The 26,326-nt window shown below is 72.4% G+C and carries 28 protein-coding genes; 11 read left to right on the forward strand and 17 right to left on the reverse strand.

Annotation, left to right across the window (positions count from 1 at the left end):
- The first annotated feature begins 255 nt into the window (after window positions 1-255).
- The 3 genes from AB0368_RS08040 to AB0368_RS08050 all read left to right on the forward strand — a co-directional run bounded on the left by AB0368_RS08040 (window position 256) and on the right by AB0368_RS08050 (window position 3,000).
- Complete coding sequence (locus tag AB0368_RS08040; protein ID WP_366153066.1) at window positions 256-1,419, forward strand: hypothetical protein; 1,164 nt, start codon at window positions 256-258, stop codon at window positions 1,417-1,419.
- 262 nt (window positions 1,420-1,681) lie between these two features.
- Window positions 1,682-2,218: a SigE family RNA polymerase sigma factor gene (locus tag AB0368_RS08045; protein WP_366153067.1), complete on the forward strand. Its 537-nt coding sequence runs from the start codon at window positions 1,682-1,684 to the stop codon at window positions 2,216-2,218.
- A complete protein-coding gene (locus AB0368_RS08050) occupies window positions 2,215-3,000 on the forward strand; it encodes a hypothetical protein (RefSeq protein WP_366153068.1) in 786 nt (261 codons plus the stop codon). Before AB0368_RS08045 ends, AB0368_RS08050 begins: the two co-directional genes overlap by 4 nt.
- A gap of 3 nt (window positions 3,001-3,003) precedes the next feature.
- Here the strand turns inward: AB0368_RS08050 and AB0368_RS08055 are convergent, their stop codons facing one another.
- Window positions 3,004-4,191 (reverse strand): hypothetical protein, encoded by a 1,188-nt coding sequence (locus tag AB0368_RS08055; RefSeq protein ID WP_366153069.1) that lies wholly within the window; start codon window positions 4,189-4,191, stop codon window positions 3,004-3,006.
- Window positions 4,192-4,324: 133 nt separating this feature from the next.
- Between AB0368_RS08055 and AB0368_RS08060 the strand changes: the two genes are divergently transcribed.
- Genes AB0368_RS08060 through AB0368_RS08070 form a run of 3 tightly spaced genes read left to right on the forward strand, consistent with a single transcriptional unit; the run spans window position 4,325 to window position 6,545 of the window.
- Window positions 4,325-5,323: a superoxide dismutase gene (locus tag AB0368_RS08060; protein ID WP_366153070.1), complete on the forward strand. Its 999-nt coding sequence runs from the start codon at window positions 4,325-4,327 to the stop codon at window positions 5,321-5,323.
- The gene (gene fabG / locus AB0368_RS08065) at window positions 5,320-6,105 is read left to right on the forward strand and encodes a 3-oxoacyl-ACP reductase FabG (protein WP_366153071.1); all 786 of its coding nucleotides are present in this window, start codon (window positions 5,320-5,322) and stop codon (window positions 6,103-6,105) included. Before AB0368_RS08060 ends, fabG begins: the two co-directional genes overlap by 4 nt.
- 11 nt (window positions 6,106-6,116) lie before the next feature.
- Window positions 6,117-6,545 carry a nuclear transport factor 2 family protein gene (locus AB0368_RS08070; protein WP_366153072.1) on the forward strand — a complete coding sequence of 143 codons (429 nt, stop codon included), beginning with the start codon at window positions 6,117-6,119 and terminating at the stop codon, window positions 6,543-6,545.
- Here AB0368_RS08070 and rfbD read toward each other — a convergent pair.
- Window positions 6,533-7,453, reverse strand: a complete 921-nt coding sequence (gene rfbD / locus AB0368_RS08075; protein WP_366153073.1) for a dTDP-4-dehydrorhamnose reductase — start codon at window positions 7,451-7,453, stop codon at window positions 6,533-6,535. The genes AB0368_RS08070 and rfbD overlap by 13 nt on opposite strands.
- Window positions 7,450-8,685: a nucleotide disphospho-sugar-binding domain-containing protein gene (locus tag AB0368_RS08080; protein WP_366153074.1), complete on the reverse strand. Its 1,236-nt coding sequence runs from the start codon at window positions 8,683-8,685 to the stop codon at window positions 7,450-7,452. The genes rfbD and AB0368_RS08080 overlap by 4 nt, the downstream gene beginning before the upstream one ends.
- 114 nt (window positions 8,686-8,799) lie before the next feature.
- Here AB0368_RS08080 and AB0368_RS08085 point away from each other — a divergent pair, with 114 nt between their 5' ends.
- Window positions 8,800-9,780, forward strand: a complete 981-nt coding sequence (locus tag AB0368_RS08085) for a Gfo/Idh/MocA family oxidoreductase (RefSeq protein ID WP_366153075.1) — start codon at window positions 8,800-8,802, stop codon at window positions 9,778-9,780.
- Here AB0368_RS08085 and AB0368_RS08090 read toward each other — a convergent pair.
- Window positions 9,766-10,902: a glycosyltransferase gene (locus AB0368_RS08090; protein WP_366153076.1), complete on the reverse strand. Its 1,137-nt coding sequence runs from the start codon at window positions 10,900-10,902 to the stop codon at window positions 9,766-9,768. The two genes, AB0368_RS08085 and AB0368_RS08090, sit on opposite strands and share 15 nt — an antisense overlap.
- A 128-nt stretch (window positions 10,903-11,030) precedes the next feature.
- Here AB0368_RS08090 and AB0368_RS08095 point away from each other — a divergent pair, with 128 nt between their 5' ends.
- Window positions 11,031-11,642 (forward strand): response regulator transcription factor, encoded by a 612-nt coding sequence (locus AB0368_RS08095; protein WP_366153077.1) that lies wholly within the window; start codon window positions 11,031-11,033, stop codon window positions 11,640-11,642.
- On the opposite strand, the gene AB0368_RS08100 is transcribed toward AB0368_RS08095, so the two are convergent.
- From AB0368_RS08100 to AB0368_RS08110, 3 genes are all read right to left on the reverse strand, one after another.
- On the reverse strand, window positions 11,581-12,321 hold the full coding sequence (locus AB0368_RS08100) for a histidine kinase (protein ID WP_366153078.1): 741 nt from the start codon (window positions 12,319-12,321) through the stop codon (window positions 11,581-11,583). The genes AB0368_RS08095 and AB0368_RS08100 overlap by 62 nt on opposite strands.
- A gap of 163 nt (window positions 12,322-12,484) precedes the next feature.
- Window positions 12,485-13,474 carry a dTDP-glucose 4,6-dehydratase gene (rfbB, locus tag AB0368_RS08105; protein WP_366153079.1) on the reverse strand — a complete coding sequence of 330 codons (990 nt, stop codon included), beginning with the start codon at window positions 13,472-13,474 and terminating at the stop codon, window positions 12,485-12,487.
- Window positions 13,471-14,538: a glucose-1-phosphate thymidylyltransferase gene (locus AB0368_RS08110; protein WP_366153080.1), complete on the reverse strand. Its 1,068-nt coding sequence runs from the start codon at window positions 14,536-14,538 to the stop codon at window positions 13,471-13,473. The genes rfbB and AB0368_RS08110 overlap by 4 nt, the downstream gene beginning before the upstream one ends.
- Before the next feature lie 230 nt (window positions 14,539-14,768).
- Here AB0368_RS08110 and AB0368_RS08115 point away from each other — a divergent pair, with 230 nt between their 5' ends.
- Window positions 14,769-15,521: an AfsR/SARP family transcriptional regulator gene (locus AB0368_RS08115; RefSeq protein ID WP_366153081.1), complete on the forward strand. Its 753-nt coding sequence runs from the start codon at window positions 14,769-14,771 to the stop codon at window positions 15,519-15,521.
- A gap of 157 nt (window positions 15,522-15,678) precedes the next feature.
- Window positions 15,679-16,431, forward strand: a complete 753-nt coding sequence (locus AB0368_RS08120; RefSeq protein ID WP_366153082.1) for an FkbM family methyltransferase — start codon at window positions 15,679-15,681, stop codon at window positions 16,429-16,431.
- 53 nt (window positions 16,432-16,484) lie between these two features.
- Here AB0368_RS08120 and AB0368_RS08125 read toward each other — a convergent pair whose 3' ends face one another.
- The 3 genes from AB0368_RS08125 to AB0368_RS08135 are packed head-to-tail and all read right to left on the reverse strand — an operon-like array spanning window position 16,485 to window position 19,284.
- On the reverse strand, window positions 16,485-17,051 hold the full coding sequence (locus tag AB0368_RS08125) for a dTDP-4-dehydrorhamnose 3,5-epimerase family protein (RefSeq protein WP_366153083.1): 567 nt from the start codon (window positions 17,049-17,051) through the stop codon (window positions 16,485-16,487).
- A gap of 12 nt (window positions 17,052-17,063) precedes the next feature.
- Entirely contained in the window at window positions 17,064-18,317 is a 1,254-nt protein-coding gene (locus AB0368_RS08130) for a nucleotide disphospho-sugar-binding domain-containing protein (RefSeq protein ID WP_366153084.1), read from the reverse strand.
- A gap of 10 nt (window positions 18,318-18,327) precedes the next feature.
- A complete protein-coding gene (locus AB0368_RS08135; protein WP_366153085.1) occupies window positions 18,328-19,284 on the reverse strand; it encodes an NAD(P)-dependent oxidoreductase in 957 nt (318 codons plus the stop codon).
- A gap of 165 nt (window positions 19,285-19,449) precedes the next feature.
- On the opposite strand from AB0368_RS08135, the gene AB0368_RS08140 reads away from it, so the two are divergent.
- Complete coding sequence (locus tag AB0368_RS08140) at window positions 19,450-20,412, forward strand: aromatase/cyclase (protein WP_366153086.1); 963 nt, start codon at window positions 19,450-19,452, stop codon at window positions 20,410-20,412.
- Between the two features lie 22 nt (window positions 20,413-20,434).
- On the opposite strand, the gene AB0368_RS08145 is transcribed toward AB0368_RS08140, so the two are convergent.
- Genes AB0368_RS08145 through AB0368_RS08175 form a run of 7 tightly spaced genes read right to left on the reverse strand, consistent with a single transcriptional unit; the run spans window position 20,435 to window position 26,313 of the window.
- A complete protein-coding gene (locus tag AB0368_RS08145; protein ID WP_366153087.1) occupies window positions 20,435-22,099 on the reverse strand; it encodes a beta-ketoacyl synthase N-terminal-like domain-containing protein in 1,665 nt (554 codons plus the stop codon).
- Window positions 22,092-22,847, reverse strand: a complete 756-nt coding sequence (locus AB0368_RS08150; RefSeq protein ID WP_366153088.1) for an enoyl-CoA hydratase-related protein — start codon at window positions 22,845-22,847, stop codon at window positions 22,092-22,094. The genes AB0368_RS08145 and AB0368_RS08150 overlap by 8 nt, the downstream gene beginning before the upstream one ends.
- Window positions 22,844-23,596 carry an enoyl-CoA hydratase-related protein gene (locus AB0368_RS08155; RefSeq protein WP_366153089.1) on the reverse strand — a complete coding sequence of 251 codons (753 nt, stop codon included), beginning with the start codon at window positions 23,594-23,596 and terminating at the stop codon, window positions 22,844-22,846. Before AB0368_RS08155 ends, AB0368_RS08150 begins: the two co-directional genes overlap by 4 nt.
- Window positions 23,593-24,840: a hydroxymethylglutaryl-CoA synthase gene (locus AB0368_RS08160; protein WP_366153090.1), complete on the reverse strand. Its 1,248-nt coding sequence runs from the start codon at window positions 24,838-24,840 to the stop codon at window positions 23,593-23,595. Before AB0368_RS08160 ends, AB0368_RS08155 begins: the two co-directional genes overlap by 4 nt.
- On the reverse strand, window positions 24,837-25,085 hold the full coding sequence (locus tag AB0368_RS08165; RefSeq protein WP_366153091.1) for an acyl carrier protein: 249 nt from the start codon (window positions 25,083-25,085) through the stop codon (window positions 24,837-24,839). Before AB0368_RS08165 ends, AB0368_RS08160 begins: the two co-directional genes overlap by 4 nt.
- Entirely contained in the window at window positions 25,082-26,041 is a 960-nt protein-coding gene (locus AB0368_RS08170; protein ID WP_366153092.1) for an LnmK family bifunctional acyltransferase/decarboxylase, read from the reverse strand. Before AB0368_RS08170 ends, AB0368_RS08165 begins: the two co-directional genes overlap by 4 nt.
- Complete coding sequence (locus AB0368_RS08175) at window positions 26,038-26,313, reverse strand: acyl carrier protein (protein WP_366153093.1); 276 nt, start codon at window positions 26,311-26,313, stop codon at window positions 26,038-26,040. Before AB0368_RS08175 ends, AB0368_RS08170 begins: the two co-directional genes overlap by 4 nt.
- Window positions 26,314-26,326: the final 13 nt, after the last annotated feature.

The following is a 26,326-nucleotide window of genomic DNA, read 5'->3' on the forward strand; positions in this document are numbered from 1 at the left end:
CCATTAGCAGGGCAGGCTGCGCATTCGACGAACGACCGAATGTATCCGGCTTACGCTGCCCTGTAGCCGCCGCACGTGGGATGAACTCACCTGGACCGACGGCCACACCGCTCTGGAGCCGGCGCCGACCGATTGGCGCCGCGCCCGCCGCCGAAATCGAACCTCGGCAGCCCGTAACTATGCGCACCACTTCGCTGAGGACGCACGTGCCACCGGCACCGCGCCCGGCACATCAACGTGTTAAGGAGCACCGTCATGTCCGTCGTACCCGTCTCACCATGCCGGAGAATCGTCATCGCTGCCGCCGCAGCGGTGATCGGCTCCGCGCTGTTCACCGCCCCGGCCCAGGCCATGCCGGCCCAGCGGGCACCGGCCGCCGGTGCCGCAGTGACCATGCTGGCACCCACCGGTGCCGCAGCGGTCTCGGTGGCCCGCAACAGCAACGGCCGGCTGGAAGCCTTCGTCCGCGGTACCGACCAGGGACTGTGGCGGCAAAGTCAGACCAGCGCGGGCAGCGCCACCTGGTCCGGCTGGGCCAGTCTCGGGGGCGGCCTCGCCGGCGCGCCCCGCTCCGGCAGCAACCTCAACGGCCGGCTGCAGGTCTTCGTCCGCGGCACCGACAACGCCCTGTGGTACCGCCGCCAGATCGTCGCCGGCAGCGCCGCCTACACCGCCTGGAGCAGCCTGGGCGGCGGACTCACCAGCGACCCCACCGTCACCCGCGACGCCCTCGGGCGGCTGGTGGTCTTCGTCGAGGGCACCGATCAAGCACTGTGGATGCGGCGTCAGACCTTTGCCGGCAGCGCCGCGTTCACCGCATGGAGCAGCCTCGGCGGCGTCCTGAACGGGGAGACGAGCGCCTCGATGGACCGGTACGGCCGGCTGCAGGTCTTCGTCCGCGGCACCGACAACGCCCTGTGGACGCGCCGGCAGGCGTCGGTGGGCAGCAACGCGTGGACCGGCTGGAGCAGCCTCGGCGGCGGACTCACCAGTGACACGGCTGTCTCGCCTGACGCCGCCAATCGGCTGCAGGTCTTCGCGCGCGGCACCGACAACGCCCTGTGGACGCGGCGGCAGACCTCCGGGGGCAGCAACTCATGGACCGGGTGGGCCAGCCTCGGCGGCGGACTCACCAGCAACCCGGGCGTCTGGCGCAACGCCAACGGCCGGCTGCAGGTCTTCGTCCGCGGCACCGACAACGCGCTCTGGTACCGCTACCAGAACAGTGGTGGTAGCTGGGGCGCGTGGACCAGCCTCGGTGGTGTGTTCACCAACGAGCTGACCGCCGCGCAGAACAGCAACGGCAGGCTGCAGGTGTTCGTCCGCGGTACGGACAATGCACTGTGGACGCAGCGGCAGATGTTCGCCGGCAGCATGTCGTGGACCGGCTGGGCCAGCCTCGGGGGCGTGCTCACCTGATCCCTCTTCGCCTTTCTCTTCCGCACGGTACGCACCCCGGCCTCCGCAGCCGGGGTGCGTACCGTGCCGCGCTCAGCCGCCGGCGAGGCCGCTGCGGCAGGCGAACACCACCGCCTGCACCCGGGATCACCACGCCTGGAGCGTCCTAGGAACCTGGGATCCGGGCTGCACCGCCCGCGCCTCTCCGGCTTGCCGGGGGCGAGCGGTCCCTCTAGCGTCATCGCGGCTGGTGGGAGCGCGATCATGGAGACGGGAGGCGGGCATGCCGGACGACGCGGCGGCGGCCTTCCGCGCGTTCTTCGAGCGTCGTCATGTCGAGCTGGCCCGGCTGGCCTTCCTGCTGACCGGCGACGCCTCGGTCGCCGACGACCTGGCGGCCGACGCGCTGACGGAGGTGTGGCGGCACTGGTCGCGGGTCGAGGCGGCCGACGACCCGGTCGCGTACGCCCGCGGGATCGTGACGAACCTGACCCGGCAGTGGGTCCGCCGCCGGATCCGGGAGCGGCGCGGCCTGCTCGGCATGCACCTGCTGGCCGGCACCCGGGGGACGCCGGATCCGGACGTGCCGGCGGTGCTGGACGTACGCAGCGCGCTGAGTCACCTGCCACACCGGCGGCGCGCGTGTGTGGTGCTGCGGTACGCGTTCGACCTGTCCGAGCGGGAGGTGGCCCGGGTGCTCGGAATCTCCGTCGGGGCGGTGAAGAGCCAGACGTCCCGCGGAGCCCGCCAGCTGGCGGAGTTGCTCGGCAGCCAGGAAGCGTCCCGGATCGAACACGGCGCGAGGGAGGAGGCACGGTGAACGACAACGACCTGCGCGGCCTGCTCAGCCGGGCCGCGTCCGAGCACCGGCCGGACCGGACGGCCATGCTCAACCGGATCGCGCAGCAGCGGGCCGGCCGGCCCGGCAGGAAGCCGCGAGGGCAACTCGTCCGGATCGCCGGCGCGGCGCTCGCGGTGTCGGCCGTCATCGGCACCGGCGGCGTGGCGCGCTGGGCCCTGGCCGACCACGTCGGCCCCGGCCCTTCGCCCGCCGCTCCCCCGGTCGTCGCCGCCTCCCCAAGCCCGGTGACCGCAGCGCCGCCGGTCCCGACCGGTCCTCCGACGACGGCGGGTGTCCCCGGGACCACCCGGCCGACGAGCGTCCGGCCCCGGTCCACGCCGCCGTCGAACAGCCCGCGGACCGGCGGAAACCCCGCCGAACAAGGCCCGCTGTGGTCGGACGGGTCGGTCGTGACCGAGGGCGACCGCGCCGCGCGCAGCGAGATCACGCTCAAGCTGGCGGAGCCGCTCACGGCCCTGACAGTGACCGTACGCGTGAAGCTGACTCCCGGCCTCAGCGACCAGGGAGCGGTGCACGACGTCACCGGCACGAGGATCGACAGCACGATCCTGCACGAGCGGGACGCGTTGACCTACCGCTTCGACCTGGCCGCGGGCGAGACCCTGGCGCAGGGCACGCACGTCTTCGCCGCCAAGTACCTCCACGACAGCGGTGGCCGCGACGCCGGTGCCGACTCGTACTGGGCGGTCGCGACCACGGTGGGAGGCAAGAAGCTGACCGTCTCCGGCGACTTCTCCTAGCGATCACTCGCCGCTCAGGCCCTCCCCCCAGTCGACCGCCGCCATCTCCTCGTACGTCATGAGCTGCCGGGGGATCCAGGACGGGCTCGGCCCCTCCCGGTTCACGCCCTTCTCGATGAAGGCGAGGCTCCGGTGGAAGTGGACACCGCTGATCGACTCCGCGAACCGCCCGGCCGCCCCGGCGTCGCAACGCTCCTCGTGGGCCAGGTCGTCGACGAGCGTCTTCAGGAAGCCCATGCTGGTCGCCGGGTCGTCGAGCCGGGTGCCGCCGCCGTAGCCGGGCCAGTAGGAGGTCTGCAGGTCCTCGACGACGTAGAGGCCGCCGCTGCGGACGTACGGGAAAAGGGTTTGGAATGCCCCGATCACGTCGGCACTGCGGTGCGAGGCGTCGTCGATGACCACGTCGAACGGCCCCAGATCGGCGCCCAGCGAGGCCAGGAAGTCCGGGTTCGAGAGGTCGCCGGCGACCGTGTGGATGCGCTGCTCGCGCAGGGGCGCCTTGTCGAAGATGTCCACTCCGTAGAAGACGGCCCGGGGGAAGAAGCGCTTCCACATGCGCAGCGATCCTCCGCCGGAGGCGGGGTTTCCGAAGCCGCCGATGCCCAGTTCCAGGACCACCAGCGGGCGGTGCCGCAGCGGACCGAAATGCCGCTCGTAGTGCGGGGTGTAGTAGTGCAGTCCCCACTTGTCGGATCCCTGGCGCAGGGACAGCTCGCCGAGGTCGACCGGGTGGTGCGTCGCCGCGCGGACCAGCCGGCGGACCACCGGGAAGACGTGCATCGCGGTGCCGAGGCGTTCCGGCGTTTCCAGGTCGTGCCAGTGGATGGCGAAGCCCTGCCCGTCCTTCATGGCGTGCGGGCCGTAGACCGCCTGCGCGAGCCATTCGAGTGAGGTCGCCACCGTCGCGTGGGGCTCCTCGGCCGCGCCCGGGCGGTGCTCGACGACCTTCCCGGCGTGCACGGTGTGCCGGACCGTACCGTCGGCGCTCGCGACCTCGAACTGGACCACGATCGGGGTGGTCTGCGTGCCCGCGACCTCCGTCAGATCGGCCCGGGCGACCATCTCGTCGACGAGGATCTCGACGGTACGCCCGGCACCGATCTCCGCGGCCGCCACGGCGATCTGCTCCCCGGACCCCCCGGCGGCGAGGATGAGCCGCCGGACCTGCTGGTGTGCCGTTTCGGTAGTCACGCCGCCAGACATTGGCGCCGCTTGGTGGATCGGCGCTCGAGGCGGGCTCGGGCGCAGGCTCCAGTGATCTTCCAGCGCGACGCTGGCGGGCTGCGGCAGGTTGCCTCGCATCTGCGGATGAAAGGACGCATCCATGGCCGCAACGTTGACCCGCCGGCGCCTGCTGGGCTTCGGGGCCGCGCTCGGGACCGGGGCTCTGCTCGGTTCCACGGGCATCGCCGCCCCGGCGCCAGCCCGCGACCGGACGGGCTGGCCGACGACCCTGCAGTTGCCCGACGGCTTCCACCCGCAGAGCATCGCCATCGGTGCGCTGCCGTACGCCTATTTCGGCTCGCTGCTCGGCGGCGCCCTCTATCGGGTCTGCCTCGCCACCGGCGCCGGCGAGGTGCTCTATCCGGGGGTCAACCCGGGTGTGTTCGACCCGCGGTACATGGCCGTCGGGGTGCAGGTGGACCAGCGGGCACGCCTGTTCGTCGGCGGGGGCTGGGGCCGCATCCTCAAGGTGCACGACGCGCATGACGGTGCGCTGCTGCGGACGTACGACGTGGGGACGGAGACGACAGCCGCGTCGCACATCGCCGTCACGCCCGGCGCCGTCTGGTGCACCGACGGGTTCAATCCCGTGTTGTTCGGGCTGCCCCTCGGCAGCGGCGGGCAGCTCCCGTCCCAGCAGCAGGTCATCACCCGGACGCTGACGGGTGACTGGTTCCAGGCGCCGGACGGTGGGGTGTCGGCGACCGGGATCACGCGTACGCCGGACGGCTCCGCGCTGCTGGTCGTGAACGTCGCCGCCGACGGCGGCTCGCTGTTCCGGGTCGATCCGGCCACGGGGATCGCCCGCCGGGTCGACCTACCGCTGCGGCTTCCGACAACGATCGGTGTGACGGTACGCGGCCGGACGCTGTATGCGACGCAGTTCGACAACGTCGCCGTCATCGAGCTCGACGACGCCGGCACCCGTGGCACCTTCGCCGGTTACCTCGAGGACGAGCGCTTCGACGTGCCGTGCGCGGCGCAGGTGTACGGCGACCGGCTGTACGTGACCAACGGCCGCTTCACCGTCGAGCCCACCCCCCAGACGCCCTACAACGCCGTGGCGATTCCCCTGTCCGAGCGGAGGAGACACTCATGACGCGGTTGACGAACCGGACGGCCCTGGTCACCGGCGGCACCAGCGGTATCGGGCTGGAGGTGACGCGGCGCCTGGCGGGCGCGGGCATGCGCGTCCACCTGTGCGGCCGCCGGTCCGACACGGTCGAGGACACCGTGGAGCAGCTCCGGAAGGAGGGCTTCGACGTCGCGGGATCGGTGTGCGACGTACGCCGCCAGGCCGATCTGGACGCCCTGGTCCGGGACGCGGTCGAACGGTTCGGCCCGATCGGCGTGCTCGTGAACAACGCCGGCCGCGGTGGTGGCGGGCCCGCCACCGAGATCACCCACGAGCTGTGGGACGACGTGCTCGCCACCAATCTGACCGCGGCGTTCCGGCTCTGCCAGGCCGTGCTGACGGCCGGCGGCATGCGCGCCGCGGGTCAGGGCCGGATCGTCAACATCGCCTCCACGGGCGGCAAGCAGGGCGTCGCCTTCGCGGTGCCGTACTCGGCCTCCAAGCACGGCCTCGTCGGGCTGTCGAAGGCGCTGGGGCTGGAGCTCGCCACGACCGGCATCACGGTGAACGCCGTCTGTCCCGGGTTCGTGGAGACGCCGATGGCCGAGGCCGTGCGGCAGGGCTTCGCCGGCGTCTGGGGCATCACCGAGGAGGAGGCGTACCAGCGCATCACCGCCAAGGTCCCGATGGGCCGCTACGTGGAGCCCCGGGAGGTCGCCGCCATGGTCGAGTACCTGGTCGGCGACGACGCGGCAGCAGTCACCGCGCAGGCGCTCAACGTGTGCGGCGGACTCGGAAACTACTGAACGGAGTGAGAATGCCGCTGTCCTTCACCGATCTCTACGTCCGCGTGCAGCAGTTCTATGCCGGCCAGGTGAGGTCGCTGGACGGGATGCTCGCCGCCGAGTTCGCCGCCACCTTCGCCGAGGGCGGCGTCTTCGACCACGCGCCGGGCACGACGCCGCTGCGGGGGCGTGCGGCGATCACCGCGGAGATGCGTGCCTACCAGGAGCGGCGCTATGCGGCCGATCCGTGCCAGCGCCGGCACTGGTTCAGCATGCTGCAGATCTTTCCCGACCAGGACGGTACGGTGCGGACCGAGTACTACGCCGTCGTCATGCTGACCCGGCCCGGTGTCGCCGAGCCGGTCGTCGCCCCCAGCTGCCTGGTCCGCGACGTGCTCGAGGTCGACGGCGACGGGCTGCTCGTCCGCGAGCGGGTCGTACGCCCCGATTACGCGCTCTGATCCTCGACGGCCGGGGTCGCGACAGCGGCCTCGGCCAGCTTCACGAACGCGGGGCGGCGCATCGCGGCACGCAATTGCGCGCGCCAGTCCCCCATCAGCGGCAGGCCGGCGTCCGCCCATCGCCTGCGGGACAGCACGCCGTACGCCGGCCGCCGCGCCGGGCGGGGGAACCGGTCGCTGGTGGTCGCCCGTACGCGGGCCGGATCGAGACCCGCTTCCTCGTAGACGGCGCGGGCCAGGCCGTACCAGGTGGTAGTGCCGCCGGCGACGCCGTGGTAGATCCCCGGGGCGAGGCGGCCGGAGTGGGCGGCGCTGCCCAGATCGGCGAGCCCCTCGGCCAGCGCGGCCGACCACGTCGGCTGCCCCTGCTGATCGGCCACGACCTCGACGTCCCGCCGGCTCGCCGCCAGCTTCAGCATCGTGGCCACGAAGTTGGGGCCGTGCTCGCCGTAGAGCCAGGCGGTGCGTACGACGTGACCGGTGTGCGGCAGGAGGGCCAGGACGGCCCGCTCACCGGCGAGTTTGCTGCGTCCGTACGCGTTGACCGGCGCCGCCGGGGCCGCCTCGTCCAGCGGAGCGCCGCCGTCCCCGGTTAGCACGTAGTCGGTGGACACGTGGACCAGGCGTGCGCGGTGGTGGGCGCAGGCGGCGGTCAGGTACCGCACGGCGTGGCCGTTGACCGCCGTGGCCTGCTCCTCGGCCGCCTCGGCACCGTCCACGTCGGTCCAGGCCGCGGCGTTGACGACGACGTCGTGGCCCCGCACGGCCCGCGCGACGGCTCCCGCGTCGGTGATGTCGAGCTCCTCACGGCCGGCGGCGGTCACCACCGTTCCCGGCCTGGACCGCAGCACCTCGACGACGTCGCGGCCCAGCATGCCGCCGGCGCCGGTGACGAGCCAGCGGGTCATGGCCGGCTCGCCGCGGCGGTCGTCACCAGGCGCTCGAGCACCGCGGCGGGGCTCGGCTGGGCCGCCATCTCGCGGGCCACCGCCGCGGCGGCGTCGGCGTACGCGGGGTCGCTGAGCAGGTGCTGAACGGCCTGGTGGAAGGTGGCGGTGTCGAGGGTCGCCGGGTCGAGGGACAGCCCGGCCTTGCAGTTGACGACCCGCTCGGCCACCAGCGGGTTGTCGGCGCCCTCCGGCAGCAGGAGCTGCGGTACGCCGCAGTGCAACGCCGCCGCGGTCGTGCCGGACCCACCGTGGTGGACGATCAGCGAGCAGGTGTCGAGGAAGGCCGAGAGCGGGAGGTAGCCGGCGACCCGGACGTTGCCCGGCAGCGGGCCTAGGGCGGCGAGGTCCGTGGAGTGGTCGGCGAGGACGACCTCGGCGTCGAGCTCGCCTAGCGCCCGGAGCAGGTGCGCGAGGTGGCTGCCGTCCGACAGCAGGGGTGTCACGGTGCCCAGGGTGAGGCAGATGCGGGGCCTGGCCGGCCGTGCCAGCGCCCATTCCGGCAGCACGGCTCCGCCGTTGTAGGGCACGTACCGCATGGACCACCACGGCACGCCGTCGCGGGGGTCCGGCTCGTCGCCCGTGAGCCCGCCCAGGCTCGGCGGACGCGGGTCGACCCGGGCGACCAGCCGCGGCGCCCGCTCCCCGAGTCCGAGCCGGTCCCGCAGGCCGGTGATGACCGGGGCGTCGTCCGCGATGACGCCGGTGCGGTCGTCGTGCTCCGCCGCGCCGCGGAACTCACTGTCACGCAACGACCATGACACCCGGTTACCGACTTCGAGCGCCGGAACGTCGAGGGCCGCCGCCGCGAGCATGCCCGCCGCGTGGTCCGCCGGGTAGACCACGAGGTCGGCGCCGAACGCCCGGCCGGCGGCAACCGTGCCTTCCGTCATGGCGAGGGCGAATAATTCGAAGGGCTTCAGCTCGCCGGCGAGATCCCAGTATCCGGGGGGCAAGGCGTCGGTGTCCCGGTCCGCCGGTATCCGCTTCCCGGCGGCGAGCATGAGGTCCGCTCCGACGTCACGGGCCGGGAAGACGTCCACGGTGGGCAGTCCGCTGTTCGCCGCGGCGCCGGTGACGAAGGCGGTGGTGGCGAACAGGATGTCGTGGCCGGCCGCCCGGGCCGCCCAGGCGAGGGGCACGATCGGCAGCATCAGGCCGTATCCGGGCGCGGCGGGAAAGAGGACTCTCATGAATGGATGGTCGCACAGTTTCCGGGGCTTTCTCCGAGCGCTTTATGCGGACTCGAGCAATAGTGGAGCGGCACTTTAGTGATATTGACGGAAGACATTCCTAGAATCGCGCCCATGGGCCGGAGAGGGAAAGTACGGATCGGAGTCGCCGGGGGCGCGAGCATCGCCGTACGCCGGATGCTGCCCGCGATGGCCCGGCACCCGGACGTCGAGATCGCCGCCGTGGCCAGCCGCGACCCCGCCAAGGCGGACCGGATCGCGGCGCAGTTCGGCTGCCGCGCCGCCACCGGGTACTCGTCCCTGCTGACCGACGGCGGCGTCGATGCGCTCTACGTTCCGCTTCCGGCCGCCCTGCACGGCGAATGGGCGGAACGCGCCCTCCGCGCCGGGAAGCACGTGCTCGGCGAGAAGCCGCTCACGACGGATCCGGCGCACACCCGGCGCATCCTGGCCGAGGCCGCGTCCCGGCGGCTGACCGTCTTCGAGAACGTCATGTTCGTCCACCATTCCCGGCACGCGACCGTGCGCGAGCTCGTGGCCGGCGGCGCGATCGGCCGGCTCCGGGCCTTCCGGTCGTGCTTCAGCATCCCGGGCCTGCCGGACGGCGACATCCGGTACCGGGCCGATCTGGGTGGCGGCAGCCTGTTCGACGTGGGGCTCTACCCGGTCCGGGCCGCGCTGCACTTTCTCGGTGCCGGGCTGAGGGTCACCGGGGCGGTGCTGTCCACGGGCGACCGTACGGTGGACACCTCCGGCGCGGTACTGCTGGAGGCGCCAGGCGGGGTCGTCGCCCAGCTCACGTTCGGGATGGAGCACCACTACCAGTCCGGCTACGAGCTGCTCGGCAGCACCGGCCGGATCTGCGTGGACCGGGCCTTCACCCCGCCTGCCGACCTGCCGACGGAGATCGTCCTCGAGACGTCCGGCGGGGTCCGCCGGATCCCGTGCCCGCCCGACGACCAGGCCGCGAACACGCTCACCGCCTTCGCCGCCGCCGTCGCCACGGGATCCGGCGCCGATGCCGCCTGCCTCGACCAGGCGGACCTCCTCGAGGCCGTACGCCGGGCCGCCGCGCCCCTCTCAGCGGCGGCGTAGCCCCGCGATCTCGCCGATCACCTCCGCCGGGCCCGGCAGCGCGGCCATCTCGGCCGCGAGCTCGCGGCTCCTGGCCCGGAACTTGTCCTGCGTCAGGATCGCCGTGCAGGCGGCCTCGACCGCTCCGGGACCGTCCTCGCCGGCGGGCAGGTTCATCGCGGCGCCGGCTTCCGCCAGGCGGCGCGCGTGCGGCAGGAGCTTCGGCATGGACGGTACGAGCACCTGCGGCACCCCCGCGTGGATGGCGGTGAGGGCCGTCTGCCCACCCCCGGCGTGCACGATCGCGTCGCAGGTCGGCAGGACCGTGTCGAGCGGGAGCCAGCCCGCCCGCACCCCGGGGTGTGCGGCGGTGAGCGCGGCGGCCGCGGCATCGGCGGCGGCGACCAGGACCTCGGCACCGGTGCGGGCCACCTCGCCGGTCAGGCGGAGCAGATCATCGAGTTCCGGCCCGCTCTCGGCGCGGCTGCCGGCGGTGACACAGACCCGGGGCCGGTCGCCGGGGGCGGCTAGCATCCATGATTCGAGGCGCTGCTGGCGCCCGGCCGGCACATAGCGCATCACCCGGCCGGGCGGCGCCTCCGGCGGCAGCAGGCTCGGCGGGCTCAGGTGGATCCACAGGTCGGCCTCCGGCAGCCCGGCCAGTTCTCGGGCCGCGAGTTCCGCCTCCAGCTCCGCGGCGGCCCCGAGGTCCATCTCCGCCGGCTCGCCGAGGTCCCACGCGTGCCGGACGTAGGGCACCGCCAGGTCCGTCGCCAGCAGCCCGGCGGCGAAGGCGAGCGTGCCGCCCACCACGACGTCGGGGCGCCAGACGGCGGTCAGGGCGGCCAGGGCCGGCATGCCGGCGGCCGCGAGCCGGCCGAAGCCGCGACCCCCGAAGAGCAGACGTTCCTGCGGGTCCTGCGGCAACGCCAGGGGCTGCCCCGCCCGGTCGCGGAACATGAGGTCGCGCATGGACAGCGGGGTCGTGGCGATCGCCGGCAGCCCGGCCCCCGTGACCACGGGGACCATGTCCTCGGTGGCGGCCACGACGACGCCGTGCCCGGCCTGGCGCGCCGCCGTCGCCAGCGGCGCGAGCGCGAAGACGGTGGCCGGGCTTCCTCCGCAGATGAAGAGAAGTCTCATCGCGCCAGCGTCGCCCCGGGCGCTCCAGCCGCGCTCCAGGTCAGGTGGAGGACGGCCCCGAACAGATGGGTCTAATGTGGAGAAAGGCCCGATTTGGATCTTGGTGCACGGTACTGCACTCTAGGAATGTGACAATTCGACTACTCCTCGCCGAAGACATGCACATGGTCCGCGGCGCCCTGGTGGCCCTGCTCGAGCTGCAGGACGACTTCGAGGTGGTGGCCGAAATTGATCGCGGGGACGTGGTCGTCGAGACGGCCCGCCGGACCCGGCCCGACGTCGCCGTGATCGACGTGAACCTGCCCGGGACGGACGGCCTCACCGCGGCCGCCGAGCTGCGCCTCGTCCGGCCCGAGTGCGCGGTCCTCATGCTGACCGCGATGGAGACGCCGAGCCTGTTGCGCCGGGCGCTCAACGCCAACGTGAGCGGCTTCCTGCTCAAGGACGAGCCGCCGGCGAACCTGGTCAGGGCGATCCGCCGGGCGGCCGCGGGGCATCACGCCATCAACCCCGAGCTGGCCTCGGCCGCCTGGGGCGGCACCCAGCCGGGCCTGACCCAGCGCGAGCTGACCGTGCTGCGGCTCGCCGCGACCGGCGCCAGCCCCCGGCAGATCTCCGAGGAGCTGCACCTCGCGCTGGGTACGGTGCGCAACTACCTCACCGTCATCGTGCACAAGCTCAACGCGCGTAATCGACTCGACGCTGTTCGGATCGCGCGTGATGCCGGTTGGCTGGAATGACGGCCGGGCAGTCGGCCTCCAGGCGGAACCAGCCCCGCCGGTAGGAGGTGTCCAGCCGCCCGCCGAGCGCGGCCATCCGCCGTTGCAGGTTGGCCACACCGGTGCCCGCCGTGTCCGCAGGCACGGGGCTCGCGCCGTCGTTGCTCACGGAGAGCCGGGTCCGGTCGCCGACGTTCCGCAGCCGGATGGAGCACCGGCGGGCCGCGCTGTGCCGCAGCAGGTTGGTGACCGCCTCACGCAGGACGACCGCGAGCTCGTGGTCGACCTGCCGGTCGAAGGGACCCGGCGAGGCCAGCACCGTGACCTTGACCCCCAGCGAGATCAGCAGGCCACGGACGACGGTGAGCTCCTCCAGCACGGACAGGCCGGAGGCCTCGCGGCTCAGCTTCCGGACGTCCGCGATGGACTGCCGCGCGATGTCGAGCACGTCGCACACCTCGCGCCGCGCCTTGTCGTCGTCGCGGCCGATGAGGTGCGAGGCGAGCTCCGCCTTCAGCGTGATCGCGGAGAGCCCGAGCCCGATGACGTCGTGCAGGTCACCGGCCAGGCCGGCGGACCGCTCCGGCGCCCGCGACCGCCGGCGCCGGGCCCGCCGGACCAGCACGGCGGCCAGGACCACCCCGCACGACAGAGACGTGATCAGTGCCGCGGACCACGGCAGGAACACAGCGGCCACCACCGTCGCGACGGCAGCCGTAACCCACGCCGCCCAGAAGACGGCGCTCCGATGACACACAAGCCAGACCCGCACAACAATCCCCCGTTTCGGACCGACGCAAGCGGTTGTCAAATACGTTATACAGCTCCCATGTGTGCTCGATGTACATCAATACGTCGCGGTTTCAGCACGGCTGCCCCCGCAACGGCTCCCACCAGCCGCGATGCTCCCGATACCAGTCCACGGTGGCGCGCAGCCCGGTCCCGAAGTCGCGCCGCGGCCGGTAGCCCAGCTCCTCGGCGATCTTCCGGCAGTCGACCGAGTAGCGCCGGTCGTGGCCCTTGCGGTCCGCCACCCTGCGGACCATCTCCCAGCCGGCGCCGCAGGCGTCCAGCAGCAGCTCGGTGAGCTCCAGGTTGCTGAGCTCGGTGCCGCCACCGATGTTGTAGACCTCCCCCGGGCGGCCCTTCCTGCGGACCAGCTCCACGGCGTCGACGTGGTCGCCGACGTGCAGCCAGTCGCGCCGGTTGCCGCCGTCGCCGTAGAGCGGGACCGGGCGCCCGTCGAGCAGGTTGGTCACGAAGAGTGGGATGACCTTCTCCGGGAACTGGTACGGACCGTAGTTGTTGGAACAGCGCGTGACCCGCACGTCCATGCCGTGGGTCCGGTGATAGGAGAGCGCCAGCAGGTCGCTGGAGGCCTTCGCGGCCGAGTACGGCGAGTTCGGGCGCACCGGGTCGGTCTCCGGCCACGATCCGCGCGCGATCGAGCCGTACACCTCGTCGGTGGAGATGTGGACGAACACCGCGTCCTCGCCGTGGTGCCGCCGCGCCGCCTCGAGCAGCGTGTGGGTGCCGAGCACGTTGGTCCGTACGAACGTGTCGGAGCGGTCGATCGAGCGGTCCACGTGCGACTCCGCGGCGAAATGCACGACGGTGTCGTGGGCGGCGACGATCCGGTCCACCACCGCGGCGTCGCAGATGTCGCCGTGGACGAAGCCGAACCGTGGATCCGCCTCGACGTCCGCGAGGTTGGCCCGGTTGCCGGCGTAGGTCAGCAGGTCCAGCACGGTCACCCGGACGTCCCCGAGGTCCGGGTCGCCGAGCAGCCGGCGGACGTAGTGCGAGCCGATGAAGCCCGCGCCGCCCGTGACGAGGATTCCCGCACCGCTCATGAGGCGAGGTGCACGGTGCTGTGGTCGCCGAGCACGAGCCGGTGGGCGGAGGGGGTACGGGGCGCCGGCGCCACGGTCGCGCTGCGCCCGATCAGGGACGCCTCGATCCGGCGTACCCCGTCGATCCGGGCGTTCTGCAGCACGATGGAGAAAGCCACCTCGCTGTCGTCGATCCGGCAGTTGTCGGCGATCGAGGTGAACGGGCCGATGTAGGAGCCGGTGATCACGGTGCCCGCGCCGATCACGGCGGGGCCGACGATGCGCGAGCCGCACACCTCCGCGCCCTCCTCGACCCGCACGCGGCCGACGATCTCGCTGGCCGCGTCGACCTTTCCGGCCACCCCTGGCTCCAGGGTGTCCAGCACCGAGCGGTTGACCTCGAGCATGTCCAGCACGTTGCCGGTGTCCTTCCAGTAGCCGCTGATGGTCGTCGACCGCACGTCACAGCCCTGGTCGATCAGCCACTGGAGGGCGTGCGTGATCTCCAGCTCGCCACGCCGGGACGGCTTGATCGACCGCACCGCCTCGTGCACGGCGGGGGTGAAGAGGTAGACACCCACGAGGGCCAGATCGCTCTTGGGCCGCGACGGCTTCTCCTCCAGCCGCAGGACACCGCCGTCCGGGCCCAGCTCGGCCACCCCGAACGCGGTGGGATCGTCGACCTTGGTCAGCAGGATCTGGGCCGCGGGCCGGTCGGCGCGGAACCGCTCGACGATCTCCGTGACGCCGCCGACGACGAAGTTGTCGCCGAGGTACATCACGAAGTCGTCGGCGCCGAGGAAGTCGCGGGCGATGAGCACGGCATGGGCCAGGCCCAGCGGCGCGTGCTGGGGGATGTACGTGACGTCCAGGCCGAAGCGGGAGCCGTTGCCGACCGCCGCCCTGATCTCGCCGCCGCCGTCGCCGACGATGACGCCGACCTCGCGGACACCGGCCTCGGCCAGGGCTTCCAGGCCGTAGAACAGCACCGGCTTGTTGGCCACCGGCACCAGCTGCTTCGGGGACGTGTGAGTGATCGGCCGCAGACGGGTTCCGGCACCACCGGCCAGCACGAGAGCCTTCATGCTCTCCGACGCTAGGGCCGTCCCCTCGAGTACCGCTGGGGGCCGGTACGCCGCCCACCCGGAGAGTGAAGCATGTGAATTTTTCATACCTCAGGTGGTGATGTCATCACTGGGCCACTCTCCGCCACAGTGGCACCATGCAACGAGGTCAATACCATGCGCACACGGCGCTAGTGCGCCAATGGAGCGAAAGGGAAGACATGCAGATTCGGGTACTCGGATCGCTCAATGTGACCGAGAGGGGAATGTCGGTCGTGCCCAGCGCCGGCAAACCCCGGCAGGTACTCGCCTTGCTGGCCCTCCGCAACGGACACACCATCTCCGTACCGACCCTGATGGAGGAGATCTGGGGCGATGCGATCCCCCGCAGTGCGACCACCACCCTGCAGACGTACATTCTCCAGCTGCGCCAGCAGCTCGCCCGCAGCCTGCCCGCCGGCGGCCGGACCGCCAAGGAGGTGCTGAGCACCAGCTTCGGCGGATACCGGCTCGAACCCTGCACCGAGTACTTCGACCTCGGCGAGTTCGAGCGGCTGGCCGCCCTCGGCGACGCGGCACTCGACGAGGGCGACGCCCCTCGCGCGTCCGACCTGCTCGGGCGGGCGCTGTCGCTCTGGCGGGGCCGGCCGTTCCAGGACGTACCCATCGGGTCCGTGCTTGCGACGGAGCTGCTCGGGCTCCAGGAGGCCCGCATGCGCGTCCTGGACCAGCGGATCGTGGCGGACCTCCGGGTCGGCAAGCACGCGACGCTCATTCCGGAGCTGCGCAAGCTGACCGCCACGAACCCCCTGCAGGAGAACCTGCACGCGCAACTGATGCTGGCGTTGTACCGCTCCGGGCACACGTGGCGGGCCCTGGACATCTTCCAGCAGCTCCGCAAGACGCTCGTCAGCGAACTCGGTGTGGAGCCCTCGCACCGCATCCAGGGCCTGCACCGGGCGATCCTGGCCGGCGATCCCGCGCTGGACCTCGAACGCGTCTGACCGCTGGGCCGGATCCACGAAAGTCCCGGTCCAGCGGGAGGGACCGGGGTCATCCGCCGAATCGGCACGACGCTGCACCGGCGCTCGAGCAGCACTCATCATGCTGCCCGCAACGGGCCGGTGCAGCGTCCGGTCGCGAGCGAAAGGATCGTCACCCATGAGTCTGCGACTCGTCGAACTGGACGAGGGATTCTCCTGCTACGTCAGCGGGGAATTCGAGGCGCGCTTCATCTACGCCGAGATCTTCCAGGACCACAACTACGACCACGAAGCTCTGCCCGAGCGCCCGGTCATCGTCGACGTCGGCGCCAACATCGGGTTGTTCTCCCTGTTCGTCAAGCGCCGCTATCCGCAGGCGTCGGTGATCGCCTTCGAGCCGGCGCCGGAGAACGTGGCGGCCCTGCGCAAGAACCTGGACCTGCACGAGGTGGACGGAGTCTCGGTGCACCCGGTCTGCCTGGGGGCGCAGCCGGGCGAGGCCCAGCTCACGTACTACCCGCAGATGCCGGGGAACTCCACCCTGCACCCGGGCGAGAAGGAGCTGCAGAAGTCGCTGATGAGCGAGCGGCTCGGGGCCGAGCAGGCCACCACGCTGTTCGCCAGCGCGCAGATGACGGTCGGCGTGGAGCGGCTGTCGGACGTGCTGTCGCGCGAGCACCCGGAGGTCACGGCCGTCCACCTGCTCAAGGTGGACGTGGAGGGCGCCGAGCTGGACGTCCTGCGCGGCATCGACGACCGGCACTGGCCGCACATCGGCACCGTCCTGCTCGAGGCGGCGGACTTCGGCGACCGGCTCGAGGAGGTCACCGGGCTGCTGCGGAGCAAGGGTTTCGACGTCTCGGCCGAGCCGGTCAAGTTCATGTGGGAGGAGCTGCGCTTCCACTACGTCACAGCGACGCGGAAGGCCTGACGCACGAAAGCGGGCGGGCCGGCATCACGCCGGCCCGCCCCCTCATGCGCCCGCTACTCCCACTTGGGGAGCAGGCCCGAGTCGGCCATCTCCGCCAGGGGACGCGCGCACCGGTCCTTCTCCGACATCACCGGCGGCTCGGTCAGGTCCCACGGCAACCCCAGTTCCGGATCCAGCGGATCGACCTCCAGCTGGGTGCCGGGCACGAAGACCGTGGAGACCGCGTACGAGACACAGGTGCCGTCGGCGCGGGCGTGGAACGCGTGTCCCACACCGTCGGGAATGTAGAGGGCGCGCCGGGACTCCTGGCTGAGCTCCGTGACCACGTACCGTCCGAAGGTGGGTGAACCCACCCGCAGATCGACGATGATGTCGCGGATCGCGCCGCTGACGCAGGTGACGAACTTCTCCTGGCCCGGCGGCACGGTGGCGCTGTGGATGCCCCGCAGCGTGTTCCGTCGCGAGATCGAATAGTTGATCTGCCGCACGAGGAAGGGCCGCCCGAGGCGCTCCTCGAGCAGGTCGGCACGCAGCAGTTCCAGGAACGCACCACGGTCGTCCCGGTGCAGTTCCGGTTCGATCACGTACGCCCCGGGAATCGCCGTCTCGGTGATCCGCATACCCTCCTCCTCCTAGCTCCGGTGCCGCTCGGTCAGCGCCCGCAGCACGTCGACGATCTCGTGGGGTGCGGGCGCCTGCCGGAGCTCCCGCCGCAGCGACTCGGCACCCGCACGCAGGGACGGGTCCTCCAGGACCCGCCCCAGCTCCTTGCGCAGCACGTCCACACCGAAGCCCGCGCTGTCGATGACGATCCCGGCCCCCCGGCCGGCCACGAACCGGGCCGTCGTCGCCTCACTCCAGAACGGCATCGGCACGATGATCTGGGGTACGCCGAAAGCCGCCGCCGCGGCGAACGTGCCCCCGCCGCCGTGATGGATGACCGCCGCGCAGGTCGGCAGCAGATGCGCGAGCGGCACGTACTCGACGAGGCGTACGTTGTCCGGCACCTCGCCCACCGTCGCCAGCAGGTCCGCGTGCAGCGTGGCCACGACCTCCACCTCCATCGCGGCGAGCCCCCGGACCACCTCGTCGAACGGCACCCCGGACTCCCGGAACAGCTGCCGTCCGCGGCCGCCGATGCCCAGCGTGAGACAGACGCGGGGACACGAGGGCCGGCCGCGCAACCACTCCGGCAGCACCTGGGACCCGTTGTACGGCACCCGCTGGATCGGCTCGTAGTGCAGGTCCAGCGGCAGCCGCAAGGCCGGTGGCATCGGGTCGATCGTCCACTGCCCGAGCAGCAGGTCCTCGGTGAACGGCAGGCCGTGCGCGGCGAGCATGGGACTCATCAGGGCCGCGACCGGATCGTCTTCGGTGAGCTCGCCCGCCGCGGTGCCGTGCGAGTGCCGCCACTGCGACCGCAACCAGGCGATGTTGTCCTGGCCCCAGAGGAACCGGGCGTGGGCGGCACCGGTCAGCCTGGCAGCAACCGCCGCGGCGACGCAGAACTGGTCCCACACGACGAGGTCCGGCTCCCAGCCGCGGCAGATGGCGAGCAGGTCGTCGAGCATGGGGGTGAACAGCCGCAGCATCGACGTCAGCCCCGACCACTGCCGTTCCCAGCCGTCGGCGTGGGCGGTGTCCAGCGACAGCGCGTCGCTGAGGGTGTCGAGCATCGCGAAGTTGTCGTTCCACCGCATCGCGTCGGCCAGGATTTCGCTCGAGGCGAACGGCACGGCCGCCAGGCCCGCCTCGGTGACGAGCCGCGTGGCATCCGGGTGGATGGCGACGCGCACCTCGTGACCGGCGTTCTGCAGGGCCCACGCGAGCGGGACGACGGGATGGACGTGGGCGGTCGCCGGAAAGACGGTGAACAGGACACGCACGGGCTGCTCCTCAGGCGGTGGTGAGCATGTCGGACAGCGAGGCATCGAGGTCCCGGCGCGGTTCCCAGCCGAGGAGCTTGTGCGCCTTGGCCGTGTCGAGCAGCAGCAGGTCGACGTCGCGGCGGGCCGTACCGCCCGGCCGGTCGGTGATCCGCACCGGCAGGCCGCTGAGCGCGACCAGCCGGTCGACGAGGTGCCGGACCGGCAGGGCACGGCCGGAGCCGATGTTCAGCACCTCGCCCCGCACCGCCTCGACGGGCGCCGCGGCGGCCGCGACGACCGCGTCGGCGAGGTCGCGGATGTCCACGAAGTCGCGCTGGGCGGTCAACGGCGGCAGATCGAGCTCGAGCACCGCACCGGCGGGGCGCGGGCCGCGGGCGAAGTCGGCGAGCCGGCCCGCCACGCCGCCCAGCAGGCTGCCGCGCGGCAAGCCGGGGCCGGTGGTGTTCGCCGCTCGCAGCACCACGGCCGCCGGCTCGCCGTCCCGGCTCGCCGCCAGGGCGACCTCGGTGCCGCGCAGCTTGCTCCGGCCGTAGTCGGTCACAGGCCCCGTCGCGAAGGTCTCCGGCGTGGGACCGTCGCCGGCCCCGGCTCCGTACTCGTGAACGCTGCCCAGCTGGATCAGCAGGGGTGCCGGTCGCAACCCGGCCAGGCCCCGGGTCAACCGGCGCACCAGCTCGACGTTGCCGGCCTCCAGCTCCGCCGGGGTGGGCTGCCACACTGCACCGGCACAGTTGACGACCACATCGGCGCGCGAGCGCCGGACGAGCCGCGCGATCTCCTGCGGGTCAGTGCCGGTGATGTCGAGGACCTGTGCGGGCGGGCCGGGGCTGCCGGGCATCCGGCGGGCGAGGACCGAGACGTCGGCGCCCACCGCCGTCAGCGCGGCGCACACGTGCCGGCCCACGAAGCCGGTACCGCCGATCACCAGCACTCTCCGGTTCACCAGCTTCGTCGTCATCGCCATGCCGTCCCCTCGCCAGTGCCGTCTGTCCGGACACGATCACCGCGTCCTCTCGATTCCGCCTCGCGCTGGGATCGAGCGCGGCGGTCCACGGGCAGTCGAGCCTGCTTCGAGGCGACCCGGCGACAGTGCCCCGGAGCGGCACATACAGGCGCGGAGAGGAACGACATGGCGGATCGAGACGAACAGTCGGCCGAGCACGGGGCGGCCACCCGGGCGGCGCCCGGGCGCGCGTACGCGGTGGTCGCGGACGTGACCCGGTGGCCACTGATCTTCGGGCCGTCGGTGCACGCCCAGGTGCTCGAGGCCGGCGAGCGCGAGCAGCGGATCCGGCTGTGGGCCACCGCGGGCGGCGAGGTGCGCAGCTGGGTCTCGCGCCGCCGGCTGGACCCCGAGCGGCACCGGGTCGACTTCTCCCAGGAGAACCCGGCTCCGCCGTTCGCCTCCGTGGGGGGCTCCTGGCACTTCGAGCCGGCGGACGACGGCTGTCACATCGTGCTCGGCCACCGATGGTCGACCACCGAACCCGGCGCCGGCACGCGGCAATGGATCACCGAGGCCCTGGACCGCAACAGCAACGAGGAGGTGGCGGCGGTGCGCTACTGGGCGGAGGCCCCCGACATCGACGAGCTCGTCTTCTCCTTCACCGACGAGGTCACCATCGCCGCGCCCACGCGGGACGTCTACGACTTCCTGCACCGCGCCGATCTGTGGCCGGACCGTATCCCGCACGTCCGCCGGCTCACCCTGACGACCGCCGAGGCCGGTGAGATGTTCGCCGGCGCCGAGACCCAGACGCTGGACATGGAGACGCTGGCTCCGGACGGTACGGCGCACACCACGCGTTCCATCCGCCTGTGCTTCGACGGCGAGCTGATCGTCTTCAAGCAGACCACCGTGCCGCGTCCGCTGCTGGCCCACAACGGGACGTGGACGCTGTCGCCGGCCGCCGGGGGGACCCTGGTCACGGTCCGGCACGACGTCGCGCTCGATCCCGAGGCGGTGGCGGAGGTGTTCGGCCCCGGCGCCACCCTTGCGCAGGCTCGGGCCACGGTGCAGTCGTTGCTGCGTACCAACAGCATGCTGACGCTCGACGAGGCCCGGCGCCATACCGCTCAGGTCGAGGCCTGACGCCGATCGCGCCGGGCCGTTGTCACAGGGGCAGCGGCGCCGGCGCGTTCTCGTCGAACCAATGCCGCTTGCGGTCGAAGACCGAGCCGGACAGCGCCACCCGCGGCGGCACCGACCGGTCTCCCCACAGCTCTTCCCAGTCCCCGTCCGCACCGGTCACAACCGCCGGGTGGCCGGTGCCGGCGAGGTAGCCCCGGAGCCCGGCCCGCAGGGTTGCCGTGTCGCGCACGCACAGCAGCAACCGTTCCGCACGCGCGGGCCGGCCGTGCCGCAACGTCCACGCCACCGCGGCCGGGTCGGTCGCCGGCTCGTCGTCGAGGTCGAGCAGGAGCCGCCTGGCCTGCGCGGCGAGGCCCTCGGGCGTACCCGCCGACAGCGGCACCAGCACCGGTTCCTGAGTGGCCGGTGGGGGCAGGCGGCGTACCGGTGGCTCCTCGAGGATCACCTGGGAGATCGTGCCGCCGAGCCCGAACGAGTTGACCGCCGCGCGCCGCAGGCCGGGACCACCCGGCCAGGCGACGCCGTCCGCGGAGACCTCGATGCGGCCCCCGCCGGTGGGCAGCGCCGGATCGGCGTCGCCCAGGCCGGCGACGCCGGGAATCCGGCCGTGCCGCAGCACCAGGGCGGTCTTGACCATGCCGATGAGTCCCGACGCGGCCTCGAGGTGACCGATGTTCGCCTTGACCGAGCCCACCCGGACCCGGCCCTGCGGTCCTTGGTCCAGCGCCTGCGCCAAGGCCTGCAGCTCGACCCCGTCGCCGCCCGGCGTACCCGTGCCGTGCGCCTCGAGGAAGCCGATGTCGCAGACCCGGATCCCGGCGGCGGCCGCTGTCCGGCGCCACAGCGCCTCCTGGGCGGCCGCGTCGGAACCCGTCAGCCCCCCGGCACGGCCTTTGTGCGCGGTGCCCACCGCCCGGATCACCGCGTGCACCGGATCGCCGTCCGCCAGCGCGGCGTCCAGGGGTTTCAGCAGGACACAGGCGCCGCCCTCGCCGCGTACGTAGCCGTCGCGGCTCGCGCTGAACGGGACGGATTCGCCGGTCGGTGACAGCGCCCCGCCGCGATACGCGTTGTTGGCGTAGAAACCCGCGTTGATGACATTGGCGGCGCCGACCAGGGCCATCGGGTACTCCCCCGCTTGGAGGCCACGGACCGCGATGCCGAGCGCGGCGAGCCCGGACGAGCAGGCGGAGTCGATGACCAGGCTGGGCCCGGTCCACGCGAACTGGTAGGACACCCGGTTGGCCAGGAACGCCATGAGGGTGCCGGGGAGCGCGGCGCTGTCGGCCCGGCCGGCGAGGTTGATGAGCTGGTCGTAGTCCGACATGAACGCGCCCGCGAAGACGGCGATCGGGGCGTCCCGCAGCCGGACCGGGTCGTAGCCCGCGTTCTCCACGGCGTGCTGGGCCAGTTCCAGCAGCATCCGGTGCTGAGGGTCGAGCCAGGCCGCCATCCGCGGCGCGATGCCGAAGAAGCGCGCGTCGAAGTCGTCGATGCGCTCCAGCAGCGCGGCGCGCGCGGTGGCGGCGAGGCTCCGGTCGAGGCCGGGCCACCGCCCGGGCGGCACCTCGGTGAAGCGGCGCTCGCCGGCATCGACCAGGCGCCAGAGCTCCGCCGGCGTCTCGGCGCCCGCCACCCGGCACGACATGCCGATGACGGCCACGGGCGGGGGCGTGGTGTCACCCATGGCGGGGACCGCCGCCGTACAACATGCGGATTCTCCGTTCCGATTCGGCCGTGCGGGCGGTCGCCTCGTGGGCCGGGGCCTCGCGCCGCAGCGCTTCCGTGGCCGCCTCGAGGACGGGCGTGGCGAGGTGCGCCTTGCCGTGTTCCACGCTGGTACGGGTGCCCTGAGCGACGTACAGGGCGGCACGGTGGGCCTCGGCGACCACCCGGTCGTGGTCGGCGACCCGGACCCCGGCGCCGCGGACCGCCAGCTCCTGACCCCGATAGCTGCGGCCGGTGTGCAGCATCTCCCGGCCCAGGGCGGCGCCGAGCATCTGCGGCACGATGTAGGTGGCGCCGCCGATCGGGGCGAGGCCGTACATGGCGAAGGTCGTCGCGTACCGGGACCGGGCGCTGAACACCTGGATGTCGCAGTAGAGGGCGAGCAGCAGCCCGCCGCCGAGCGCGTGTCCCTGCACGGCGGCCACCACCGGGACCGGGCAGGTGAGCACCGACCGCAGGAACTCCCAGATCTCGTCCACCCGCTGCTCGAACCCGCCCAGCATCCGTTCCGGGGTGCCGCCGGCGCAGAAGATGTCGGGAAGTCCTTCCAGCACGACGGCCCGGACGCCCGGGTCGGCGGCGGCCTTCTCCAGGGCCGAGATCATGCCCTTCGCCAGGGCGGGCGAGATCCGGTTCCGGCCCGCCTCGTCGCCCAGCCGGACGACGGCGAGCGGCGGCGAGACGTCGAGCCGCACCGGCCCGGTCACGCTGGGCCCTCGGAGCCGGCGAGGGCGGCGAGACCGGCCAGCCGCCGCCGCAGGCGAGGGTCCTCGAGGCGGGTGCTCAGCACCTCGTGGGCCAGGGGGTAGTCGCTCGCCGGGTCGCCGAGGAGCGCACGGGCGTACCGTTTGAGGGCCCGGACGGCGTCGCCGTCGCTGGCATGCAGGCGACTGAGGATCCGGCGCAGTTCCCGCTCGGGGTTCAGCGCGCAGGTGTCCGCGAGGCCCAGGGTGGCGGCCCGCTCGCCGTCGACCTCGGTCGCCGTCAGGGCCAGCGAGACGGCTCGCGACGCGCCGACCCGGTGGGCCACGAACGGCAGGATCAGCGCCGGTACGAGCCCCAGCAGCACCTCCGTCATCCGGAAGCGGGCGCGGGTCCCGGCGATCACGTGGTCGCAGGCCGCGGCCAGGCCGACGCCGCCGCCGAGCGCCGCACCGTCCACCACCGCGACGGTGACCAGCGGCGAGGTTCGCAGCCGGTGGAACAGCCGGTGCAGTCCGGCCGTACGGGACGGCCAGTCGGCCTCCTCCACGTCGGCGAACGGCATGCCCGAGCAGAACGTCCCGCCCTCGGCCGTGATGACGAAGACCCCGGCGCCGGGAGAGCTCTCCGCGTCGTCGAGGGCGCCGAGCAGCGCGGCGACCGTGTCGTCGTCGAGCCGGTTACGGGCATCGGCGGACCGCAGCGCGACGCGGGCGACGGCGGCGCGGGAGGTGTCGACGGAGAGGACGCTCATCGCCACTCGTAGCGCCGGTGGTAGTTGTCGATCGACCGCAGCACGAGCACCGATCCCCGGGAGCGGACGGCCTCGAGATAGTCGTCGCAGCCGGTGAGGTCGACCTGGTGGTCGGCCCGGGGCACGAGACATTCCTTGGCCGCGGGCAGTACGCGCTCGTACTCCTGGAAGTCGAGCGAGCGGCGGACCGACAACCGGGGGCCGATGCTGTGCCCGGCGAGGCGCTCGGCGGCGCCCGCGACGATGCGCCCGCTGAAGAACTCCGACGCGCAGCCCGAACCGTACGAGTACAGCCCCACCTTCGCGCCCGCGGTGGCGGAAGCGGGTTCACTGTCGACGATCGCGGCGAGGGCGAGGTAGATGGACCCCGAGCAAAGATTGCCGACGGTACGGGCGTAGCCGAGCGAGGGCAGCACCCGCGCCTCGAAGTCCTCGGCCACGGCGGCGGGCGGCCGGGGCGCGAACTCACGCATCATCTTTCGGTGCGCGGCCTTGACCATGCCGGCGAACGGGGTGTGCATCGCGAGATAGTCGAAGGACTTCACGATGTCCGCGTCCGGCACCCGGCTCCGATAGGCGCGGAAGCTGTCGCCCAGGCACTCCAGGTAGGTCAGCAGCGAGAGGTCCGCGTGGTACAGGTCCAGGTCCGGCCTCGGCCGCGCGGTGTCCATCGTCTCGAAGCTGTTGACGCCGTACGCGCCGAGATCCAGCGCCAGGATTCCCGGCCGGTCCCCGATCAGCAGCGCCACGGCACCGTGGCCGGTGGTCGTCTCGGCGTACTCGGCGTGCGCGTCCATCGGGTTGACGTCGGTGGCGATCACGAGGGCCTTCGCGCCGGGGCTGAGGCCGGCCGCGAGGAAGGCCGCCGCCAGCTGCAACGCTCCGGTGGTGCCGTAGCACGCCTGCTTGACCTCCAGGATGCGGCAGGTGCGGGGCAGGCCCAGGTAGTGGTGCACGTACGAGGCGATCGACTTGCTGTAGTCGAGCCCCGACTCGGTCGCGGTGATGAGCAGCTCGATCCGGTCCCGCTCGGCCGGCTCGAGGTTCTCGACGATCCGGCGCGCCGCGTTGACCCCGTTCGTCACCGGGTCCTCCCACGGCATCTGGACGGAGCGCTCGTCCATCATGAGGTTGTCGTAGCGGCCCGGCAGCAGGCCGCGCTTCTCGAAGAGCATCCGGGTGGACACCTTCGCCACCCCGCAGTAGACGTCCATCGCCTCGATGCCGATCTCCGGCGCGGTCATCGGGCCGCCGCCCCGGCCAGCATGGTGATCAGGGCGCCGATGTCGGGCACGTCCGCGAGCGTGGAGAGCGGCTCGCCCGCGGCGAGGCGCTGCTGGAGCTCCACCATGATCTCCACCCGGTCCACCGAGTCCGCGCCGAGATCCTGCAGGTTCTTGTCGTCCGTGATGTCGGCCGGAGCCACGCCGGGCAGCAGGCCGGTGATGACGTCCGCCACCACCCGGCGGACCTCGTGCTCGGCAGTCATGGTCGTCCCTCCAGGAGCTGGTGCACCGCCGCGACGGCGAGCAACTTGCCCGTGGCCTGGTCGCGCAGGGTCACGTCGACGATCTCGTCGCCGGGCCGGCCGGCGTGCCGCCACAGCCGTACGGTCAGGGCGAAGACCGAGTCGAGATCCGCGTTGCCGAAGTAGCCGAGGCGGTGGTCGAGCACGGTGCGCCGCAGGAACGAGGCCTTGTCGCGGCCCAGCTCCAGCCACAGCCGCAGCAGCGCGGTGTCCACGACGGAGAAGTACGACGCGAAGTACACCAGCCCCACACCGTTGAGGTCCCGCACCGGGTCGAGCAGGTAGGTGCTCGAGTGCTCCGGCGTGGCCAGAACGTAGCCCGGGACGCCGTCGGGGTAGAAGGTCCCGTCCTGGCGTGCCCGCCCGGTGATCGCGCGCGGCGAGTGCACGCTGGGCAGGCGGGGCAGATGGCGGTGCTCGAACCCGACCGGCGACGCCTCGACCAGGCCCTTGTTGCTGCCGGGGCGGGTACGCGAGACCCACCGGTTCAGGTTCTCGACGTACATGCAGCCGGGGCGCGGGTTCTCGTAGAACTCCTCCGGCTCCAGCATCGTCTCGCCCACCGGCGCGCCCGCGCGGCTCAGCCGGTGCAGGGTCAGCACGGACTGGCTGCCGAGGTCCATGACGCGGGAGGTGACGTCCAGCTCGTCGCCGAACGTCAGGCCGTACGGGTGCAGCCCGGGATCGCCCCGCACGTGGAAGTAGTAGAACGACAGATAGCTGGGGTTGCCCTCGGCGTTGCGCGCGACGTAGACGTTGGTGCGGCAGGCGGCGTTCACCGCCTCCCACGTCCAGTCGCCGAGCTGGGCGAAGATCAGCGAGCTGCCGCCGCACATGCTGGGGGTGATCGTCACCCGGCGGGTCAGGCAGCTCTCGTCGAGCGCTATCGGCTCGCGGGTCAGCGGCGCCGACGTCATCGCCCGGCCCCCTGCCCAGCAGCGGGCACCGTGTCGGCGAGGTGGCCGGCGAGCCGGTTCACCGTCGGGTGGTCGTAGACGGAGTCCACCGTCTCCTCGGTGCCGTACCGGGCGTTTACCAGCGTGACGAGCTCCACCCCGAGCACCGAGTCCAGGCCCAGCTCGGTGAAGGTGGCGTCGTCGTCGATCTCGGCGAGCTCGCAGTAGAGGATTCCGGCGAGGTGCTCGCGCAGCTCGGTACGGATGGATTCCACGTTCACGGGGACGGTCACTGCTGTCTCCTTG

It is taken from the genome of Actinoplanes sp. NPDC051475 (genome assembly GCF_040689425.1).
Taxonomy (GTDB): domain Bacteria; phylum Actinomycetota; class Actinomycetes; order Mycobacteriales; family Micromonosporaceae; genus Actinoplanes.